Annotated in this window: 18 protein-coding genes; 11 read left to right on the top strand and 7 right to left on the bottom strand. The window is 70.7% G+C overall.

All coding sequences use genetic code 11. The annotated features are described in order from the left end of the window. Nucleotides 1-174: 174 nt before the first annotated feature. The 4 genes from OG718_RS10750 to ccrA are packed head-to-tail and all read left to right on the top strand — an operon-like array spanning nt 175 to nt 8,375. Nucleotides 175-1,920, top strand: a complete 1,746-nt coding sequence (locus tag OG718_RS10750) for a fatty acyl-AMP ligase (protein WP_306936186.1) — start codon at nt 175-177, stop codon at nt 1,918-1,920. Then, entirely contained in the window at nt 1,917-6,032 is a 4,116-nt protein-coding gene (locus OG718_RS10745) for a beta-ketoacyl synthase N-terminal-like domain-containing protein (RefSeq protein ID WP_328844015.1), read from the top strand. The genes OG718_RS10750 and OG718_RS10745 overlap by 4 nt, the downstream gene beginning before the upstream one ends. 13 nt (nt 6,033-6,045) lie before the next feature. Then, nucleotides 6,046-7,026 (top strand): alpha/beta hydrolase, encoded by a 981-nt coding sequence (locus tag OG718_RS10740; protein ID WP_143634899.1) that lies wholly within the window; start codon nt 6,046-6,048, stop codon nt 7,024-7,026. A 47-nt stretch (nt 7,027-7,073) separates the two neighbouring features. After that, the gene (ccrA, locus tag OG718_RS10735) at nt 7,074-8,375 is read left to right on the top strand and encodes a crotonyl-CoA carboxylase/reductase (RefSeq protein ID WP_328844014.1); all 1,302 of its coding nucleotides are present in this window, start codon (nt 7,074-7,076) and stop codon (nt 8,373-8,375) included. A 6-nt stretch (nt 8,376-8,381) separates the two neighbouring features. Here the strand turns inward: ccrA and OG718_RS10730 are convergent, their stop codons facing one another. Then, complete coding sequence (locus OG718_RS10730) at nt 8,382-9,845, bottom strand: cytochrome P450 (protein ID WP_328844013.1); 1,464 nt, start codon at nt 9,843-9,845, stop codon at nt 8,382-8,384. 358 nt (nt 9,846-10,203) lie between these two features. Between OG718_RS10730 and OG718_RS10725 the strand changes: the two genes are divergently transcribed. From OG718_RS10725 to OG718_RS10705, 5 genes are read left to right on the top strand one after another with little or no spacing between them, the layout of a single operon-like run. Then, complete coding sequence (locus tag OG718_RS10725; RefSeq protein ID WP_143634905.1) at nt 10,204-11,838, top strand: ATP-binding protein; 1,635 nt, start codon at nt 10,204-10,206, stop codon at nt 11,836-11,838. Nucleotides 11,839-11,843: 5 nt separating this feature from the next. Then, the gene (locus tag OG718_RS10720; protein WP_055611716.1) at nt 11,844-12,254 is read left to right on the top strand and encodes a roadblock/LC7 domain-containing protein; all 411 of its coding nucleotides are present in this window, start codon (nt 11,844-11,846) and stop codon (nt 12,252-12,254) included. Next, nucleotides 12,251-12,622: a DUF742 domain-containing protein gene (locus tag OG718_RS10715; protein ID WP_143634907.1), complete on the top strand. Its 372-nt coding sequence runs from the start codon at nt 12,251-12,253 to the stop codon at nt 12,620-12,622. The genes OG718_RS10720 and OG718_RS10715 overlap by 4 nt, the downstream gene beginning before the upstream one ends. Beyond that, nucleotides 12,603-13,223, top strand: a complete 621-nt coding sequence (locus OG718_RS10710) for a GTP-binding protein (protein WP_055611718.1) — start codon at nt 12,603-12,605, stop codon at nt 13,221-13,223. Before OG718_RS10715 ends, OG718_RS10710 begins: the two co-directional genes overlap by 20 nt. Beyond that, complete coding sequence (locus OG718_RS10705; RefSeq protein WP_328844012.1) at nt 13,220-14,473, top strand: cytochrome P450; 1,254 nt, start codon at nt 13,220-13,222, stop codon at nt 14,471-14,473. The genes OG718_RS10710 and OG718_RS10705 overlap by 4 nt, the downstream gene beginning before the upstream one ends. Nucleotides 14,474-14,583: 110 nt before the next feature. Here OG718_RS10705 and OG718_RS10700 read toward each other — a convergent pair whose 3' ends face one another. After that, nucleotides 14,584-15,615: a 7-epi-alpha-eudesmol synthase gene (locus OG718_RS10700; RefSeq protein WP_328844011.1), complete on the bottom strand. Its 1,032-nt coding sequence runs from the start codon at nt 15,613-15,615 to the stop codon at nt 14,584-14,586. Between the two features lie 358 nt (nt 15,616-15,973). Between OG718_RS10700 and OG718_RS10695 the strand changes: the two genes are divergently transcribed. Beyond that, nucleotides 15,974-16,366 carry a VOC family protein gene (locus OG718_RS10695; protein ID WP_143634914.1) on the top strand — a complete coding sequence of 131 codons (393 nt, stop codon included), beginning with the start codon at nt 15,974-15,976 and terminating at the stop codon, nt 16,364-16,366. A gap of 85 nt (nt 16,367-16,451) precedes the next feature. Here OG718_RS10695 and OG718_RS10690 read toward each other — a convergent pair whose 3' ends face one another. The 3 genes from OG718_RS10690 to OG718_RS10680 form a co-directional block, all read right to left on the bottom strand. Further along, nucleotides 16,452-16,919 (bottom strand): peroxiredoxin, encoded by a 468-nt coding sequence (locus OG718_RS10690; RefSeq protein WP_328844010.1) that lies wholly within the window; start codon nt 16,917-16,919, stop codon nt 16,452-16,454. Nucleotides 16,920-16,992: 73 nt separating this feature from the next. Continuing rightward, nucleotides 16,993-17,286, bottom strand: coding sequence for a DUF4235 domain-containing protein (locus OG718_RS10685; RefSeq protein WP_359840653.1), 294 nt, complete (start codon nt 17,284-17,286; stop codon nt 16,993-16,995). A gap of 84 nt (nt 17,287-17,370) precedes the next feature. Beyond that, entirely contained in the window at nt 17,371-18,387 is a 1,017-nt protein-coding gene (locus tag OG718_RS10680; protein ID WP_143634918.1) for a glutathione S-transferase family protein, read from the bottom strand. Between the two features lie 95 nt (nt 18,388-18,482). Here OG718_RS10680 and OG718_RS10675 point away from each other — a divergent pair, with 95 nt between their 5' ends. Then, the gene (locus OG718_RS10675) at nt 18,483-19,493 is read left to right on the top strand and encodes a cation diffusion facilitator family transporter (RefSeq protein WP_328844009.1); all 1,011 of its coding nucleotides are present in this window, start codon (nt 18,483-18,485) and stop codon (nt 19,491-19,493) included. Between the two features lie 146 nt (nt 19,494-19,639). Here the strand turns inward: OG718_RS10675 and OG718_RS10670 are convergent, their stop codons facing one another. Both OG718_RS10670 and OG718_RS10665 read right to left on the bottom strand, forming a co-directional pair. Beyond that, entirely contained in the window at nt 19,640-20,089 is a 450-nt protein-coding gene (locus OG718_RS10670; RefSeq protein WP_143635147.1) for a nitroreductase family deazaflavin-dependent oxidoreductase, read from the bottom strand. Between the two features lie 135 nt (nt 20,090-20,224). Continuing rightward, entirely contained in the window at nt 20,225-20,686 is a 462-nt protein-coding gene (locus OG718_RS10665) for a carboxymuconolactone decarboxylase family protein (protein ID WP_143634922.1), read from the bottom strand. Nucleotides 20,687-20,736 lie beyond the last annotated feature (50 nt).

Raw genomic sequence — 20,736 nt, 5'->3', positions numbered from 1 at the left:
GAATCGAAGGCACGCCTTTGTCAGCGAACTGACAGAAGGCGGAGGACGAACTGTCAGCACGTCGTCTAACCCGCCCCTCGCCCGGAGGCGGAACCTGGGGCACCGTCCCGAGCGGACGCACTCGTCCCTAGCTCTCACTCAACTCGCGCTGCCGCCGACCCAGTTGGAGCCCCCATGACCTCCCTCCGGCCCGCCGCCGAATCCGCCTCACTCACGGACCACCTGAGGCACTGGGCCAGACACCGGCCGCAGCAACGCGCCTTCAGCCATGTCGACTTCCCCGACAGCGCCCCCACCGGAGTGCACCGGGCCCTCGGGTGGCGTGCCCTCGATGCCCGGGCCAGAGCCGTCGCAGACCGACTCGTCCAGATCGCCTCCCCGGGCGAACGTGCCGCCCTCGTGATGCCCCAGGGGCTCGACTACGCGGCCGGCTTCCTCGGCTGTCTGTACGCGCGCGTCATCGCCGTCCCCCTCTTCGGCCCTCAAGTCCCCGGCCACGAAGGGAGGCTGGCAGCCGTCCTGGCCGACTGCGAACCGGCATGTCTGCTCAGCGACTCCTCAACGGCCCGCGCGATGGGCGAGTTCATCCGCGAACGGGGCCTGCCGGAGGTCCCCGTCGTACCCGTCGACCAACTCCCCGTCCAGCGCGGTGGGTTCATCGACTCGGGTGAACCGTCGGGCGCCTCCGAGCCGGACGACATCGCCTACCTCCAGTACACCTCCGGCTCCACCCGCAGTCCGGCCGGCGTGATGATCAGCCACGCCAACGTCGTCGCCAACGCCCGCCAGGCCATCGACGCGTTCATCGCCGACCCGGACGCCGCCACCACGGTCGGCTGGCTGCCCCTCTTCCACGACATGGGCCTCGTCCTCAGCATCGCCGCGCCCGTCGTGGGCGGCTTCCCGTCCGTCCTCATGGACCCCTCCGCGTTCCTCCAGGACCCCGCCCGCTGGCTGCGCCTCCTCGGCTCGTACGAGGGCACCGTCAGCGCCGCCCCGAACTTCGCCTACGACTACTGCGTGGCCCGCACCGACCCCGCGCTCGTCGACGAACTCCGTCTGGACCGCGTGCGGGTGCTCATCAACGGCAGTGAGCCGGTGCGCGCCGGGACGGTGGACCGCTTCCACGCGACATTCGCGCCCGCCGGGCTCGACCCGGCCGCGCACTGTCCGGCGTACGGCCTGGCGGAGGCCACCGTGTTCGTGACCGCGAGCTCCCGGGACGAACCGTCCTCGGCCGTCGCCTGCGACGCCGACGCGCTCACGGAGGGGCGGATCGAGGAGACGTCGGACGAGGCGGCGGACGAGGCGACGGCCGTGCTCGTCCCGTGCGGCGTGCCCGTCGGGCAGGAACTGCGGATCGTCGGCCGGAACGGCGCCGTGCTGCCGCAAGGGCGGGTCGGCGAGATCCAGTTGCGCGGACCCAACATCGGGCTCGGCTACTGGAAGCGCGCCGGGCTCACGGCCGAGACCTTCGGCTTCGGCGCGGCCGGGGACTGGCTGCGCACCGGTGACCTGGGCGCCCTGCACGAGGGGCGGCTTCTGGTCACCGGCCGTCTCAAGGACGTACTCATCGTGGACGGGCGCAACCACTACCCCCAGGACATCGAGGAGACCGTACAGACGGCCGTGCCCCTGATCCGCCGGGACCACCTCGCCGCGTTCGGAGTGACCCGGGCGGACGACGCGGGCGAGGACCTCATCGTGGTCGCGGAGCACCGGCGGGACACCCGTCCGACGCCGGAGGACACGCAGAACGCCGAACGCGTCGTGCGCGCCGCGATCTCCGCCCGTCACGGACTGCGCCTCGGCTCACTGCTGCTCGTACCGCCGGGCTCCGTCCCCCGCACGAGCAGCGGCAAGGTGTCCCGCGCGGCCGCCCGGGCGTGCTTCCTCGACGGCGGGTTCGGTACGCGATGAGCGTGTCGCGCAAGGAGATCCGAGCGCTGGTCGCGGGGCGCCTACAGGACTGGTACGGCGTCAGCTCGGGCCAACTCCCCGACGACAGGCCCCTGGCGGAGGCCGGACTCACCTCCCGGGACGCGGTGGCGCTGACGGCCGACCTGAGCGAACTGGCCGGAAGACGCCTGCCGGACACGCTGCTGTGGGAGGCACCGACAATCGACAGCCTGGTGAGACGACTTGGGGCAACCGCGCCCCCAAAGGGGCGCGGGGAACTGCGCGATCAGCCACGGCGGGCCGGCACCGACCAAACCGCACCGATCCCCGTCGCCGTCATCGGCGTCGGGGCTCGCTTCCCAGGGGGCGTCACGTCTCCCGCCACCTACTGGCAACTCCTCACCGAAGGCCGCGACGCGGTAGGCACACTTCCGCCCCGCCGCTGGGACCCCTTCGTACGGGACCCGGCACGCCTGCCGGACGACGTGACCCGGCACGGCGCCTTCCTCGGCGGTCTCGACGACATCGCCGGCTTCGACGCCGAGTTCTTCGGCATCCCCGCCCACGAGGCGACCGCCATGGACCCCCAGCACCGCATGCTCCTCGAAGTCACCCGGGAGGCCCTCGACCACGCGGCGCTCTGCGCGCCCGCGCTCGCGGGCACCCGCACCGGTGTCTTCGTGGGCATCAGCGGCAACGAGTACGCGCACCTCACGACCGCCGACCTGCACGCCGTGGACGCCTGGACGGCCACCGGCGCGTCCATGAGCATCGCCGCGGGCCGCCTGTCGTACGCCCTCGACCTGCGCGGCCCCAGCCTGTCCGTGGACACGGCCTGTTCGTCGTCGCTGGTCGCGGTGCACCACGCCGTACGCAGCCTGGTGACGGGCGAGAGCGACACGGCACTCGCCGCCGGCGTGAACCTGCTCCTGACCCCCGCCGTCACCCTCGGCTTCCAGCGCGCGGGCGCCCTCGCCCCGGACGGCCGCTGCAAGGCCTTCGACGCCTCGGCCGACGGGATCGTACGCGGCGAGGGCTGCGGAGTCGTCGTACTGAAACGGCTCGCGGACGCCGAACGCGACGGCGACCGCGTCCTGGCGGTGATCCACGCGACGGCCGTGAACTCCGACGGCCGCTCCAACGGGCTGACGGCCCCCAACACCGAGGCCCAGTGCGCCCTCCTCACCGAGGCGCACACCGCCCCGACGACCGTGGACTACGTGGAGGCGCACGGCACGGGAACCGCCCTCGGCGACCCCATCGAGGCGAGCGCCCTCGGCGCCGTACTCGGCCGCGACCGCCCCCTGGACCAGCCCCTCCTGATCGGCTCCGCCAAGACGAACCTCGGCCACCTGGAAGCGGCCGCCGGAATCGCGGGCCTGATCAAGACCGTGCTCGCCCTGCACCACGGCGAGATCCCCGCCCACCTGCACTTCACCCGCCCGGGCCCGCACGCCGACCTCGACGCGCTCGGCCTGCGCGTGGTCGGCTCGCCCGAACCCTGGCCCCGCTACTCGGGCACGGCGACCGCGGGTGTCTCGGCCTTCGGCTTCGGCGGTACGAACGCCCACGTCGTCCTCGCCGAACACCGCCCGGCCGCCCGGGCGAAGGGTCTCGCCGGGCGCCCCGCGCTGCTCCTGCTCGACGGGCCGACCAAGGAGCGTGTACGCGCCTACGCAGGTGAGCTGGCCGCCTGGCTGGACACCCCCGACAGCCGGCGCGTACGCGACGCCGACCTCGCCCGCACCCTCGCGGGGCGCACCGGCCGTGGCCGCCATCGCGCGGCTCTGGTGACCCGGGACCGCAGCGAGACCCTCACCGCACTCGGCCGCCTCGCGGTGGGCGACCCCTTCCCGCGGCTGGTCACGGGGGAAGGAAGGCCGGGCGGACCCGGACCGATGGTGTGGGTCTTCTCCGGCTACGGCTCGCAGTGGCCCGGCATGGGCAGCCGACTCCTCGCGACGGAACCGGTGTTCGCGGCCGCCGTCGACCGACTGGAAGCCATCGTGTGCTACCACGCGGGCCTCTCCCTGCGCGCCGGACTCCGACCCGACGCCGACCTCTCGACCCCCGCCACTGTCATGCCCGTGCTCTACGGCGTCCAGGTCGCCCTCGCCGAACTGTGGCGTTCGTACGGCCTCGAACCCGACGCCGTCATCGGCCACTCCCTGGGCGAGATCGCGGCGGCGGTCGTGTCGGGCGCGCTGGACGAGGCCACCGGCGCCCGGATCGTCGCCGTGCGCTCCCGGCTGCTGGACCGGATGACCGGCGGAGCCATGGCGGTCGTGGAACTACCGGCGGCCGAAATCCCCCTGCTGGCAAGGGAGTTCGGCACGCTGGAAGTGGCCGTGCACTCCTCGCCCACGCAGAGCGTGGTCACGGGCTCGGCCGAGGACGTGGCCGGGCTGGTCGCCCGGGTGACCGAGAACGGTGGCTTCGCCCGTTCTCTGGGCGTGTCGGGAGCGGGCCACTCGCCCGAAGTCGAGCCGCTGCTACCGGAGTTCGCGTGGGAGCTGGGCGAGGTCCGGCACTCCGCACCCCGTTGCCGCCGCTACTCCACCGCGCTCGGTGATCCCCGCGAGAGCGTGCCCTGTGACACGGAGTACTGGGCGGCCAACCTGCGCAACCCCGTCCGCTTCGCGGAGGCGGTGCGTGCCGCCGCCGAGGACGGACACCGAGTCTTCGTCGAAGTCGCACCGCACGCCACGCAGTTGCACCCACTGACAGACACCTTGCGCGACGCAGGCGCCGACGACGCGCTGATCGTGCCCACGCTGCGTCGCGACACCGATGACGCGCTCACCTTCCGAACCTCGCTGGCCACACTGCTCGTCCACGGCGTACGGGTGGCCCAGCCGCGGGAGGGCCTGCATCCCGAGGGCCGCATCGTGGACGTCCCACCGCCCCGCTGGCGGCACCGCCGCTTCTGGGCGGGGGAGGAGCCGGCCGGGGAACCGCCCCGGGCGGCGCCTCTCGACCCGGCCGCCGGTCCGCTCGAACGGCTTCGGCTGTGCGTGGCCGCAGTCATGGGCTACAGCCCCGAACGCCTCGACCCCGACACCCCGTTGACCGACCTCGGGCTGGACTCCCTCACGGCCGTGCGGATACGGGCCGCGGTGCAGCGGGAGTTCGACGTCGAGGTGGAGCCGGGGGTGCTGCTCAGGCGGGGGACGCTGAGGGGAGTGGCCGAGCTGCTGGAGATCCGGGGAGAAGCGGAGACGGCCGGCGACCCGGGACGGCAGGCGACGCCCCGCGATCCGAAAGAGCGGGGGGCGCCGGTGAGTTCGGCCGGCGACATGCTCGTACGAAGAGTGGCCGCGACTCGGCCGGACGCCCCGACCTCGCTCCGGGCGTTCCCAGGAACCGGCCCCGGCACCCCCCTCTTCCTGGCCCATGCCGCGGGCGGATCCGCCGATGTGTACGCCCGACTGGCCGAGCGCCTCGACGGCGACCGCCCGGTGCACGGCTTCGACCGGCAGACCGACCCCGACGACGTGCCGGGACGGGCCGAGGAGTTCGCCCGGAGAATACGGGAAGCGCAGCCCAAGGGGCCCTGGATGGTGGGCGGTTGGTCGTACGGCGGTCTGGTCGCCCAGGAGACGGTCCGGCTTCTCGCCCCGCACGGCAGAGTCCCCGCCCTGGTCCTGCTCGACTCGGTGCTTCCCCTGCCCACCCCCCTTGCCGCGACCGACCTGGCCCTGCGTCACTTCCGGGACTTCGCCGCGTACGTGGAGCGCACCTACGGAACCGCGCTCGACCTGCCGTACGACGAACTCGCCGGGCTCGACGACGCGGGACGGATCGACCTCGTCGTCAAGGTGCTGCAGGACACCGTCGACCTGCCGGATGCGGTCCTCGAACATCAGCGGACCTCCTACCTGGATCTGCGCAGCGGCGAGCGTCACCGGCCCGGCAGATACGCGGGCCGAACCCTGCTCTACCGGGCGAGCGAGACCGCCCCGCACACCGTCCACGACCCCCGTTACGAACGCGGCGACGCGACGCTCGGCTGGGACGCGCACTGCACCGACCTGACCGTCGTCCCGTTGCCCGGCCACCATCTGTCGCTCCTCGACCCCCCGGTCGTCGACACGCTGGCCGCACTGCTGACACGCGATCTGCGGGACTCCTGAAGGGACTTGCCCCATGACTCGTAAGCGGAGATGTGCCGCGCTCGCGGTGACGACGGCCCTGCTCGGCACGGGAGCAGTGCTCAACGCCCCACCCACGACGGCCGCTCCCGCCGCCGCGGTGGCTGCGGGCGCCACGGTCGTCGCCGAGAAGTGGCTCGACGCCCGGACCGTCGACCTCACGGTCGCCTCCCCGGCGGTGGGTGCGTCCCTGCCGGTACGGGTGGTCCTGCCGGCCAAGTACGCCGCACAGCCCGACCGCACCTGGCCCGTGCTCTACCTCCTCCAGGGCGCGCACGACGACTACACGTCCTGGACGAGGGAGACGGACGTCGTCGACTTCCTCGCCGGCCAGGACGTCATCACCGTGATGCCGTCGTCCGGCCCCACCGGCATCCCCACCGACTGGTGGAACTACGGAAGTGCCGGCGCGCCGGACTACGAGACGTTCCAGGTCGACGAGCTGATGGGGGTGCTGCAGCAGAAGTTCCGGGCGGGGACGAAACGTGCCGTCGCCGGTGTCTCCACCGGCGGTTACGGCGCCCTGGCCTTCGCCGCCCGGCACCCCGGGACCTTCACCGCTGCCGCCTCGTACAGCGGGATCCTCGACACCACGGCCTTCGGCATGCCCACCGTGCTCAACGCGATCGTCGCCCGGGAGCAGCTGCTGCCGCTGACCCTCTGGGGGAGCCCGCTGCTCAACCGGGACAACTGGAACCGGCACAACCCCTCCGCGCAGGCCGCCAAGCTCAAGGGCACCAAGCTGTACATCTCCCAGGGCAGCGGCCTGGCGGGCGGCGACTTCGACAACCTCGAAGGCGCGGTGCTCGAAGGCGCCCTCTGGTCCCAGGCGCACCGGTTCACCGAACGGCTGGACGCCCTGGGCATCCCGGCCCAGGTGCACTTCTACAACGGCGGAGCACACGCGTGGCCGTACTGGCGACAGGAGTTCAAGGCGTCGTGGCCCATGCTCGCGGCGGGCCTCGGCCTGAGCTGACCCCCTGTCCTGCCGTCACCCGAGCCGATCCCCCAAGGAGGAACCCCATGGATGCCCTGGCCGAGGCCGTCGTCGCGGGAGCCGCCCGCACCGAACTGGAGCACCTGCCCCCACCCGACCGCTTCACCGCCGCCCACCTGCGGGCGGAGGACGTCGACAGCTTCACCGGAGTCGCCGACAAGGACGTACGGAAATCCATCCACATCGGCGCCGTGCCGATGCCCGAACTCGCCCCGAACGAGGTGCTGGTGGCCGTCATGGCCAGCGGCATCAACTACAACACCGTCTGGTCGGCGATGTTCGAACCCATCCCGACCTTCAGCTTCCTGAAGCACTTCGGGCGGCAGGACCGCTGGGCGGCCCGGCACGACCAGCCCTTCCACGTCATCGGCTCGGACGCCTCGGGCGTCGTCGTGCGCGCGGGTTCGGGTGTGCGCAGATGGCGGGTCGGCGACCACGTCGTGGTGAGCCCCGTGTACGTCGACGAGGAGGATCCGGCGACCCACGCCGACGGCATGCTGGGCAACGGCATGCTGGCGTGGGGCTTCGAGACCAACTACGGAGGACTGGCCCACTACGCCGTGGCCCGTACCAGCCAACTCCTCCCGAAACCCGCCCACTTGACCTGGGAGGAGGCCGCCTCGAACCCGCTGTGCGCGGGCACGGCGTACCGCATGCTCGTCAGTGAGCGGGGTGCCCGGATGACCCAGGGCGACGTGGTGCTGATCTGGGGAGCGGCGGGCGGCCTCGGCGCGTACGCGGTCCAGCTCGTCCGCAACGGCGGGGGCATAGCCGTCGGCGTCGTCAGCAGCGAGCAGAAGGCGGAGTACGCGCGCCGGCTGGGCTGCCACCACGTGATCAACCGGGAGGAGATCGGGCTCAGCGGCAGCGAGCCGCCCGCCGATCCCGCCGTGGTCGGCAAACGGCTGGGCAAGCTGATCCGGGCCGCGACCGGGGAGGACCCGCACATCGTCTTCGAGCACGTCGGCCGGGCCACCTTCGGCGTCTCCGTCTTCGTCGTCCGCCGCGGCGGGGCGGTGGTGACGTGCGGCTCCAGCACCGGCTACCAGCACGAGTTCGACAACCGGTACCTCTGGATGCGTCTCAAGCGCGTCATCGGCAGCCACGGCTCCAACCTCCACGAACAGGCCGCCGTCGGCCGCCTCCTCGACCTCGGCCACCTCACCCCCGCCCTCACCGAGACCTACCCCCTCACCGACACGGCCGAGGCGGCCCGTCTGGTCCAGAACAACGCCCACCTGGGAAAGGTGGGGGTGCTCGCGCTGGCTCCCGGGCCCGGGCTGGGGGTCATGGACCCCGAGCGCCGGGAGCGGCTCACCGGGATGTGACCGTCATCAGGAGGGAGCGGGTTGCTCCTCGTGTTCCTGGGCCTTCGTCGGGACCCGCGGCTGCGGTGTCATCGAGAGCTTGTCGGGCTTGACCGTGACGATGGCCTGGGGGCGCGGGGGAGCGGACGTGAGGGTCAGCCGCCAGCGTTGGACGACGGTGGCCAGGACGATGAGGAGTTCGGTCCAGGCGAACTCCTCGCCGATGCACTTGCGCCGGCCGTCCCCGAAGGCGAGGAAGGAGGAGCGGTTGATGCTCTTGGCGCGCTCGGGTTCCCAGCGGCCCGGGTCGAAGGCCGCGGGGTCCGCATAGACCTCGGGGTCGTGCTGGTGGACGTACGGGCTGTATACGACGTCCGCGCCCTCGGGGATCGGGACTCCGTCGAGGACGACCGGGCGGGTGGTGGTCCGCGTGACGAGCCAGGCGGGCCCGTACATGCGCATGGCCTCCTTGAGGACACTGCGCATGTACGGCAGGGAGCCCAGGTCCTCCTGGCGCAGCGGACGATCGCCGCAGACGGCGTCGAGTTCGGCGTGCAGCTTCCGCTCGATCCCCGGGTTGCGGCTGATCTCGTACAGGGTCCACGCCAGGGTCGTCCCGGTGGTCTCGATCGCGCCCGTGAGGAGGGTGATCGCCTCGTCCTGGAGCTGTTGACGGGAGAGAGGGCCCGTCTCGGGGTCGTCGGCCGTGAGGAGAGTGGAGAAGAGGCCGGCCTGCGACGCGGCGCCCTCGGTCCGCGCGCCGTCCTGATGGGCGGGGCAGCCGGGCGGCGGCGCGGGCTGCTCCGCGGACGCCAGCTGGGCCCGGTGGTGGTCGATGGCCTGGTCGATGAGGGCCCGCAGCCGGGCCACCCGCCGCTCGTGCGCACGGTTCGCGGGCAGGGGCAGTTTCGTGACCCAACCGGGCAGGATGGTCTGCCGGATCGTGCCGCGCATGATCTCCGGCATGAGGCCCTGGAACTCCTGCTCGACATGTCCCGGCAGGCCGGAGCCGAAGAGCGCGACGAGGAACGTCGACAGGGTCAGGTCGTTCATGTCCTCGTACGTGTCACGCGCGACCCCCTCCGTCCAGGCCTCGGTCGCCGCCCGTACGTGGCTGATCATGACGTCGCCACGGGTGGCGATGTGTGACTTGTTGAACATCGGCTGCATCAGCCGCCGGTGCTTCATGTGCAGGTCGCCGTCGGCGATCGTGGCGAGGCCGTCGCCGAAGAACACCCGCAGCGCATCGATGATCTTGCCGCCCTTTGCGAAGGCGTCGACCTCCGTCACCAGCACCCGGCGGGTGACCGCCGGGTCGGTGACCACATAGGCGGCGGTGGGGCCTATCAGGATCTTCACGACGCTGCCCTGTTCGCGCAGCGCGTTCATGAACTCCAGGGGACGTCGGGCCAGTTGGTGTCCGTGTCCGATCAAGGGCAGGCGGCCGGGCGCGGTCGGGGCCGCGGCGGGAGAACCTGATACGCCGCTCATCGGTGAGTCTCCTCAAGATCAACTCGGTTGCTGTGATCATGACATGCATGCCCACGCGATCCGTGCCGTACCCGCCGTTTTCGTCACGGCGCCCTCCGGCCGCGCCGATGAGTAAAGGGATTTGTCGACTGATTCCGGCTGGTCGGAGGGTTCCCAAAGCTTCACAGAAGTGGGTCGGTGAGGTTGATCTGAGGTAGATCAAACCCGATAAGGTTCCCTGAGGCGCGGCGAGTTGACGCGACAGCAATCGGTTGTCGCTCGCTGTCCACGCATGCCCGCCGCGGGGTGGATCACCGCGCGGCGAGTGCTGCCCCGAGCTTCTCCCCCCTGTTCGATCGTGTTGCTTCGAAGGATGCAGATGGAACTTGCCACTCCGCCACCGGAGGCGCGGGCACCGGCCGCCTGGTACAGCTGGTGGCTGATGCCGCTGGCCTTAGGCGCTGGAACCGTCGCCGCCGCGGTCGCCGGACCCGACTCGACCCAGATACCCGCGATCGTCTCCGGGGTCGCGGCGACGGCTGCGAGCGCCATCTCCGTACGACTTCTCGTCCGCTCCCAGCTCCAGCTGCGCCGCAGCGCCGGCGAGTTCAGGAACGCGCAGGCCGAACACTCCCAGCAGTGGCAGCAGCACGTGGCCGGTCTGGAGCGCAAGTACGCCGCCGAACGCTCCACGTTCGACGCGCAGTTGGCCGAGCAGGCCAAGGCCTACGAGGCGCGGATCGCCGAGCAGACGCAGGCCTGGCAGGAGCAGCTCGACCGGCAGCTCGCGGCCGTCGCCCAGCTCGCCGACCAGCAACTGCCCCAGGCGCTGGAGCGGCTGCGGGCCGGTGACGCCATCGACGACGTCCTGCCCTCCGTCAACCAGTGCGCGGAGGTCGGCGCCGACCTGCAGGCCCAACTGCGCAAGGTGCTCAGGACGGCGCTCATCGGCGTGGAGCAGGAGTTCAACCGCTCCACCTCCGCCGAGCAGGCCGTCATCAGCATCGGCAGCCGTATCCACGTACTGACCAGCAAGCTGCGCGGCCGGCTCCACGAGATGCAGGGCGAACACGGCAGACTGCCCTCCGTCGCCCAGGGTCTTATGGAGCTCGACCAGCAGCTCGGCCCCGCCGACTCGCTGGCCGCGAGCATCGGCGTACTCGGCGGCTCGGACCGGCCCGGCCGCCAGTGGCAGGAGCCGCAGCGGCTGCTCAGTGTGGTGCGCGGCGGCATCGGCCGGATCAAGGACTTCGACCGCGTCCAGGTCCAGCACCTGCCCGAACTCGGCGTCGACGGCGGCATGGTGGATCACCTCACGCTGATCTTCGCCCACCTGCTGGACAACGCGGCGCGCTACTCGCCGCCCACCGAGCCGGTGATCGTCTCCGGCAAGGAGGTGCCCAACGGCGTCGGCATCGAGATCCAGGACTCCGGCAAGGGCCTGAACGAGGAGAAGAAGCAGGAGGCCCTCCAGTCGCTGGAGGGCGTCGCCCCCGGCCCAGGCCTCGGCGGGGTGTCCGAGGACGCCCACCTCGGTCTGCGCGTGGTGGGAGCCCTGGCTCGCCGGTACGGCATCAGGGTCACCTTCGCGGACTCGCCGTGGCTCGGCACCTCAGTGGTCATCGTGGTACCTCACAAGTACTTCAGCCAGTTGCCCGCCGCTGTCACGGCACCGGCTCCTGCCGCTGAGGTCTCCGCCGCGGCGGGCACCGGTTCGGCGCCGGCCGAGGAATCGGGTCAGGCCGAGGAGCCGGAGGAGACCGGGGACACCACGCCCGGCGGTCTGCCCAGGCGCCGCAGGCGAGCCGAGTCCGAGAGGCCCAAGTCGGTCGCACGGGAGGAAGAGTCCACCGCCACCGCCTCGCACGCGGTGCCCCCGGACGAGTCCTTCACCGGCCTTGCCGCCTTCGCCACGGCCGGACGTGAGCCGACCGCCGGGCGCGAGCCGGCTGCCGGACACGAGCCGACCGCCGGACGTGAGTCCACAGAGCACCGCACTGAAGAGAGCGACTAGTCCACATGACGCAACAGGGAACCGACGTGAGCTGGGCGCTCCGCGATCTGGTGGAGAGCATCCAGGAGATCCGCTTCGCCCTCGTGGCCTCCAGCGACGGCAAGGCCATCACCTCCTACGGCGCCGACGACCCCGACGACGTGGACCGTTTCGCCGCCGTGGTGGCGGGCCTGCAGGCACTGGCCCAGCCCGTGGCAGAGCAGTTCCCCAAGTACGCCGGGCAGCTTCGCCTCGCGATGATCGAGGTCGACGGCGGTCATCTCTTCGTGGTGCGCGCCGGCGTGGAGACGTACCTCGGAGTGCTCGCCAGGGAGGGGCTCGACCAGGGCCTGCTCGGCCACCAGATGAGGGACCTGGCCCGCAGGATGGGTGAGCTCCTCGGCACCACTCCGCGCCTGGAGGAGCACTCTGGATGAGTGGTCCCCGCCGACCTACGGACCCGTCCGGTCTCGAGCGCTACTACGTCCTCACGGGCGGTCGCAGCGGACCGGGCGGTTCGGCGTCGAGCCTTGACGTGGCGACCCTCATCACCTCCCGTGCCGCGGCCGTCCCCGGTCTGCAGCACGAGCACGAGGAGATCCTCCGGCGCTGCCGCGATCCGCTGTCGGTGGCCGAACTCGGCGCCCATCTCGGATTGCCCTTCAACATTCTCGCGGTGCTCTTGGCCGATCTGCTGGACGCAGGCCGCGTTGAAGCCCGTCACCCCATCCCGGCGTCAGGCGCCGGTCGCGGGCCCGACCTCGCGCTCCTTGAGGAGGTACTCAGTGGACTTGAAAGGCTTTGACCATCCCGACCGGTACTCGGCCGACGGCACCCTGCCGGCCGGCGCCCGCTCGGTGAAGGTGATGATCGCCGGCGGGTTCGGCACCGGTAAGACCACCATGGTCCGCTCGGTCAGCGACATCAAGCCGCTCACCACCGAGGAGACGCTGACCCAGGCCAGCGCCGACGTCGACAACCTGATCGGGGTGGCGGACAAGCAGGAGACCACCGTCAGCCTCGACTTCGGCAAGATCGGCATCAACGATCAGCTGGTGCTGTACCTGTTCGGCACTCCGGGCCAGGAGCGGTTCTGGTTCCTGTGGAACGGCCTGTTCAAGGGCGCGCTCGGGGCCGTGGTCCTGGTCGACACGCGTCGACTGGCCTCCAGCTTCCGGGCGATCGAGGAGATGGAGCGGCAGAACGTCCCGTTCGTGATCGCCCTGAACGTCTTCCCCGACTCCAAGGACCACCCGGTCGAGGAGATCCGCGACGCGCTGGACATCTCCCCGCACACCCCGATCGTGGCCTGCGACGCCCGCGACCGGGCCTCCAGCCGTGATGTGCTCATCGCGCTGATACGCCACCTCAAAGAACGCTCCGCAGTCGCTCTGGAGTCCCGATGACCGACCAGCCCTCAAACGGTCCCGACGCCCCGCGCGGCTGCCCGGTCGCGCACGGCGGGGGAGACGGGCTCACCCGTCTCTACGGGCCCGACGCGGCGACCGACCCGATCGGCATCTACTCGCGGCTGCGCAAGCAGCACGGGCCCGTCGCGCCGGTACTGCTGGAGGGCGACATCCCGGCGTGGCTGGTCCTCGGCTACCGGGAGAACCGGCGGGTGCTCGACAACCCCCGCCAGTTCAGCCGGGATTCGCGGATCTGGCGGGACTGGAAGGACGGGCGTGTCGAGAGCACCTCGCCGCTGATTCCGATGCTGGGGTGGCGGCCCGACTGTGTCTCCCAGGACGGCGAACCGCACCGCAGGCTGCGCGGCGCGGTGACGGACAACCTGCAGGCGGTCGCGAGCCGTGGTATCCGCCGCCATGTCACTCACTTCGCGAACAAACTGATCGACACGTTCGCCGGTGCGGGCAGTGCCGACCTGGTGGCCGAGTACGCCGAGTATCTGCCGATGCTCGTACTGACCAGGGTGTTCGGGCTCGCGGAGGGCGAGGGGCGGCAGCTCGCCGAGTCCTGCGCACAGGTGATGAAGGGCGGCCCGGACGCCCTCGTCCACAACGACCGCATCATGCAGATCCTCGGTGAACTCGCCGAGCGCAAGCGGGTGGAGCCGGGTTCCGACTTCACCACCGGGCTGCTGGAGCACCACGCCGACCTCGACGACGACGAGATACTCAACCATCTGCGTCTGGTGCTGATCACCGCCCACGCCACCACCAGCAATCTGCTGGCCCGGGTGCTTCAACTGGTGCTCACCGACGCCAACAGGCTCTCCGGTCTGGTCAGCGGGCAGCTGAACATCTCCGCCGTCGTGGAGGAGGTCATGTGGAACACCCCGCCGCTGGCCGTCCTGCCGGGGCGGTTCGCCGCGGCCGACCTCGAACTGGGCGGGCATCATATCCAGGAAGGTGACCTGCTCGTCCTCGGCCTGACCGCGGGCAACGTCGACCCGGAGATCCGGCCCGACGTGGGCATCTCCGTGCACGGCAACCAGTCGCACCTCGCGTTCAGCGGAGGGCCGCACGAGTGCCCCGGGCAGAACATCGGGCAGGCCATCATCGAGACGGCCGTCGATGTTCTGCTGCACCGGCTGCCGGGGCTGCGGCTCGCGGTGACGCCGGACGAGCTCACCTCCACGGCTTCCACCTGGGAGGCAAAGCTCAACGAGCTTCCGGTCGAGTTCGCGGCGTAGGCGCTCCGCCGGGTGGCAGTGGGGTGGTGGCTGTTGTTTGTCGGCTGCCGGTCGGTCGTGGCCTGTCGCGCAGTTCCCCGCGCCCCTTTCGGGGCGCGGGCTTCTGCTTTTCAGACTGCCAGTAGGTCGTCCAGTGAGCCCTTGCCCGCCAACTCGGCCTTGGCGGCCGGGGATTCCTTGTCCGCCGCGTAGCGGCCCGACGTGAGTGCCCACTCGTAGTTGCCGTTTATCCAGTGCTGGATGGCCTCGACGCCCATGCGGACCTTCGCGCGGTCGTCCTCGTCCAGGCCGAGTTCGTCGCACATCTGGGGTACCTGCGCCTCCAGTTCGAGGTACCCGGCAAGGCTGTCCGTGGTCATCCTGACCGCCTCGTCGGCGGCCTCCTGCCATCCGCAGTGGCGCTCGCGGTGCAGTACGGCTATCAGGTTGTGGCCGTCCCCTCGGCGTTTCTCGCGCTCGAAGGAGTGGATGTCGTTCATGAAGCCGATGGTGTCGGCGGCCAGGTCCCGCATTCTCTCCATCAGCGGATGCGCCTGCACCTCGGCGGGCACCTCGAAGCCGCGGCTGCGCTCACCGGCGTCGATGCTGTGGTGGATGCCGACCGTACGCCGGCGGAACTCTGCGTACTCCTGAAGGTCGAGCGTGCCGGCCAGGCCGCGGGCGGCCAGGTCGACCTCCTCGGTGTGCGCCACAAGAAAGCGGCCCCAGGAGGCCGCGAATCGCGTGCGCCATGTCAGAGACATGCCATCCGAAAGGTGGGCCCAGACCTCCGCCCACGCCATGGTGATCGGGCAGGCCACTCTGGGAGTGATGCCCGCCGGACGTAGAGGGGTGGCGATGAGTTCCCGCGCGACCTCCGCTATGCGATCGGCGCGATCCGGCCTACCTGAGTCGAACTGGTCGTCGAACAGGAAGGCCAGCGAGAACCAGTTCATCAGGACGACCATGTCGTTCGCGGAAGCGTGGGGATAGGTGCGGGCTGCCGCCTGGGGCAGATCCCAGGAGCGGTATTCCTCGAACCCGGCCTGGCTGCGCACCAGGCCCTTGTCCCATACCCAGCGCAGATGGCGGGCGCGGGCGTACTCGAGATGTTCGCTGACGGGGGTGGTGAAGGGGAGGTCGAACCTGACGTCCTGCGGCATTCGCGTCCTCTCTTGAGACGATGCACAGGGCCCCCCATCCCTGTGCGCGGAACGTCGAAATTGACGCCCGCTGGCTCGAACTGCGTTTCCCGAGACGAAAGTTGACTCGATTTACGCTACGAGGCTGCCCTGATCGTAAATGATCTATGCCGCGACCTCGGTGACTTGACCGTGACCTGCGTTACACCACTCCGTGACCTCGGCGATTCGTCGGTCTCCGTGGCCGAATGAGCGCGCTCGCCTCCGGCACCGAGGGGTGGTGGGCGCGTGGCCGACTGATTTCCGCAGGCGGGGTACCCGGTCGCCGTGGAGCCGTGGGCGGAGCGCCGCTCGTGGTCGGTCGGTGTTCGGAGGAGACATGGCACTGGTAGTGGCGGGCGTCGTGGTGTTGGACTGTGCCGAGCCCGAGAAGCTCGCCGCGTTCTACAAGGAGTTCCTCGACGCGGAGGAGACGGACGCCTCGGCGAACCGTGTGGAGATCAAGGGAGCCGACGGGTTCAGGATCGCGTTCAGGCGGGACGTGAACGCCACTCCGCCGAGCTGGCCGCGCCCCGAGAACTCGCTGCAGGCCCACATCGACTTCCACGTCGAGGACCTGGACGAGGCCGAACGCAAGGTCATCGGGCTCGGCGGCCGGCCGCTGGAGGCCAAGGACCCGTCCGGCCCGTTCGAGGAGCGGGGATACGCCGACCCGGCCGGCCACTCGTTCACCGTCCGCAGCAACCGGACCACCGCCCCCAAGCAGGGCTGAGAAGGCGGGCGGGGCCCGAAGGGCAGGGCTCGGCCGCGTTCGTTCAGCCGTCAGCCGTCAGCCGTCAGCCGTCAGCCGTCAGCCGTCAGCCGTTGTGCGTGCGCAGGGCCGCCAGGGCGCGGTCCGCGTGCGCGCTCATCTTGAACTCGCTGCGCACCACTTCCAGTATCTTCCGGTCCTCGGAGATCACGAAGGTGACCCGCTTCGTGGGCGCCATCGAGAAGCCCCGCTTCACACCGAACCGCTCGCGGATCAGGCCCTCCGGGTCGGACAGCAGCGGGAACCCGAGGGTGTGCTTCCCCGCGAACTCCTGCTGGCGCTCGACCGTGTCACCGCTGATCCCCACCGGGTGCGCCCCGGCGGCGGTGAACTCGGCGGCCAGATCGCGGAAGTGGCACGCCTCGGCGGTGCAGCCGGCGGTCATCGCCGCGGGATAGAAGAACAGCACGACCGGCCCCTCGCCCAGCAGCTCGGAGAGCTTGCGCGAGGTGCCGGTCTCGTCGAGAAGCTCGAAGTCCTCGACGGTGTCGCCGACCTCTGTCTGGTTCTTCACGATTGCTCCCCTGACTCCCCGGCCGGCTCCGGGCCGACTGCGTGGAGGCCAACCGTACTGGACGGTACGGGAGTCAGTCGCGGCCCCCCTTGTCGCCGGAGGGCCACACTCCGGTCGACCTCTCGATGGCCGTCGCCCCCGTACGGTCCACCGCGCTGCGGACGACCGCGAAGAGCGCGCCCTGGATGGCCGCGGCCAGCAGCACCTCGCCCCAGCCGCGGTCCTTGTCCAGCGCGTCGGGTGCGTCCTCCTCGTGGCGTATCGCCTTCCAGGTCGCCTGGAACGCCATACCGGCGAGGGCCCCGCTGGCCCAGCCGAGCACGAACCCGAGGGGTTTGTAGACGAGTGGCAGCTTCTTCTTCTGCACCTGGATCTCCTTCGGCTCGCATTCCGGCACTCACCATGGCGAGTGTCCAGTTCAGCGGCATATACGCAAAGACCCGGCGGATGCTCAGGGCCGGCCCGCCGCCGGTACCTCCTCGCCCTCGCGCACCGGCCCCGGCGGACTTCCGTCCCCGAAGGGGCGCCCGCCCAGCTCCTCGCGGCCGTGCGAGGCGAGCCAGCCGGACAGGTCCGGCCCGAGCGGCACGATGCCGGTCGGGTTGATGCCCGTGTGGACCTGGTAGTAGTGCCGCTTGATGTGGTCGAAGTCGACGGTGTCCCCGAATCCGGGCGTCTGGTAGAGGTCACGGGTGTACGCCCACAGAACCTGATCCTCCGTCAACTTCCAGCGGTTGCACTTGAAGTGGCCGTGATAGACGGCGTCGAAGCGGACCAGTGTGGTGAACAGCCGGATGTCCGCCTCGGTGATCGTGTCCCCGACGAGGTACCGCCTCCCCGCGAGCCGCTCCGACAGCAGCTCCAGCCGCCGGAACACGCCCTCGCAGGCCGCCGCGTACTCCTTCTGGCCGTTGGCGAACCCGGCCCGGTACACCCCGTTGTTGACGTCCTCGTACACCTCCGCCATGACCTCGTCGATCTCGTCGCGGAGGTCCGCCGGGTAGAGGTCGGGCGCGCCTTCGCGGTGCAGGGCCGTCCACTCGGTGGCGAGGTCCAGAGTGAGCCGCTGGTAGTCGTTGGTCACCAGACGGCCGGTCGGTACGTCCACGAGCGCGGGCACGCTGACACCGCCCGGAGCGCCCGGCTCCCGGGCCTCGTACGCCTCGCTGAGATACCGGATGCCGAGTACGGGGTCCCGGCCGTCGGGGTCCAGGGTGAACCGCCAGCTGCGGTCGTCCTGGATCGGGTCGGCGATCGCCATCGACAGGGCGTCCTCCAGCCCCAGCAGCCGTCGGGAGATCACGGCGCGGCTCGCCCAGGGGCACGCCCGGCTGACGACCAGGCGGTAGCGCCCCGCCTCGACGGGCCAGCCGTCCCGGCCGTCCGCCGTGACGCGGTCCGCGAAGTGGCTCTTGGACCGCTTGAAGGACTTCTTCCCGTACGCCCTGTTGCCCTCGGTGTCACTCATGCCTTGCTCCTCTCCGTGCGTGTGCCCTGGGGAGGGTTCCCCGAAATCCGGCCGTCGCCCCGTGTGAGGGCCGGTGGGAGGGGCATTCGGCGGAGATGAGTCACAAGCCCTCCACACCGTCCGATCGCAGGACCCGGGTCACCGTGCTGGTGGCGCTGGCCGCGAACCTCGTGATCGCCGTTGCCAAGGCCGTGGGCGGGCTGATCGCGGGATCCCCCGCGCTGCTCTCGGAGGCCGCGCACTCGGTGGCAGACAGCCTGAACGAGGTCTTCCTGCTCGCCGCCCTGCGCCGCAGCCGTCGCCCCGCCGACAGCCGGCACCCGTTCGGCTACGGAAAGGAACGCTTCTTCTGGTCGCTGCTCGCCGCCGTCGGGATCTTCGTGATGGGCGGCTGCTTCTCCTTCTACCAGGGCTTCGCTGCCCTCGGCAGTGGCAGCACGGAGAGCCACGACGGCTATGTGGTCGGACTGATCGTCCTCGTCGTCGCTCTGTTCGCCGAGGGCGCGTCCCTGCTACGGGCCCTCCACCAGGTGCGCAAACAGGGCGGCCTCGCCACCGGGGCCCGGGACCCGGCCCTGCGCACCGTCATCGCGGAGGACGGCACCGCCGTGCTCGGTGTGACTCTCGCGATCGCCGGGATGGCCCTTCACATGATCACCGGCCGGATCGTCTGGGAGGCGTCGGCGTCGCTCGCCATCGGGGCCCTGCTCGTGTACGTGGCGTACCGGCTGGGCCGTGACGCACGCGACCAGCTGATCGGCCAGGCCGCGGATCTGGAATCGAGCAGTCGTATCCGCGCGCTGCTGGACGCGCAGCCCGAGATCGACTCGGTGGAGTCCCTGCTGACCATGCAGCTCGGCCCCGACTCGACCCTCGTCGCCGCCCGGGTCGACCTGATCCCCGGCCTGGACAGTGAGGAGGTCGAGCTCGTCGCCGTGCGCATCAAGCGGTCCGTCGCCCACACGATCCCGGAGGCCGACCAGATCTTCCTCGACGTGACGGACGCCGCCACCGCGCGCCGCGCCGCACCGGCCGAGCACGCGGGTTCCAGCACCGGTGCACACGTCAGCGGCCCCGCCGCGACGGGGGAGCGCGGCGGGGCCTGAGCGTCGGGTGCCCGGCGGTCCGGGAATCATGCCAACCTTTTTCGAACGAATTCCGGGAGCCGCCGCGGAGCCCCTGTCGGGGGCGGAACGACGGGCCGTACCGGGTTGGTGCCCCGGTACGGCCCACGGTCATGTGCCCGCGCCGCTCACTCCCCGGCGGCCGGCTCCAGTACGAAGACCGGAATCTCACGGTCGGTCTTCTTCTGGTAGTCGGCGTACGCCGGATACGCCGCGACCGCCCGCTCCCACCACTGGGCCTTTTCCTCGCCGGTCACTTCCCTTGCCGTCATGTCCTGGCGCGTCCCGCCGTCCTGGAGTTCCACGTGGGGATCGGCGACGACGTTGTGGTACCAGACGGGGTGCTTGGGCGCGCCGCCCAGCGAGGCGACGGCCGCGTACGTGCCGTCGTGCTCCACGCGCATGAGCGGCGTCTTGCGGATCTTCCCGCTCTTGGCACCCAGGGTGGTCAGCACGATCACGGGCAACCCCGTGTCCATCAATGTCGTTCCCTCGGTTCCGTTCGAGCTCTCGTACAACTCGACCTGATCGCGTACCCACTTGGTGGGGCTGGGTTCGTACTCGCCCTTGAGAGGCATGACATCCATCCCATCGATCGTCGTTCGTGCGACTCGTGCCGACTCCCGATTCAACACGGCCGCCCAAGGGATTTCATCCCTCCCGCAGGTCCCTCCCGTACATCGCTCCCGCTCTTGCCGGAAGTCGGCCGGATCCTAGGCCCACGTGGCGCCCGCGGGCTCCTTGACGGTGGCGTTGAGGCGGTTGAAGAAGTTGGTCGTGGCGATCCACAGAACGAGTGAGGCGAGCTGCCGCTCGTCGTAGTGGTCGGCGACCTCGTCCCACAGTTCGTCCGGCACCGCGTCGCCGGAACGGTCGCCGAGCCGGGTCATCGCCTCGGCCAGCGCCAGGGCGGCGCGCTCGGCGTCCGAGTAGAAGGGCGCCTCGCGCCAGGCCGACACCGCCCAGAGACGCTCGTCGCTGAGCCCCGCCTTGTGGGCGCTGTGGCTGCCCCCGTAGACGCAGGCGCTGCACCCGTTGATCTGGCTGGCGCGCAGGTGCACGAGCTCCAGCGTCTCCTGGGGCACACCGCCCTTGCCGGCCGCCTTGATCAGCCCCTGGACGGCCTGCGCCGCGTCGGGAAGGACTGCCGCCGGGTTCTTCATCCGTGCCTGCATCAGGTGGCTCCTCATGAGTTCCGAAAGTGTCTGCCATCGCACTGACGGAG

The organism is Streptomyces sp. NBC_00258 (genome assembly GCF_036182465.1).
GTDB lineage: Bacteria > Actinomycetota > Actinomycetes > Streptomycetales > Streptomycetaceae > Streptomyces.
This window is presented reverse-complemented; position numbering and strand designations above follow the sequence as displayed.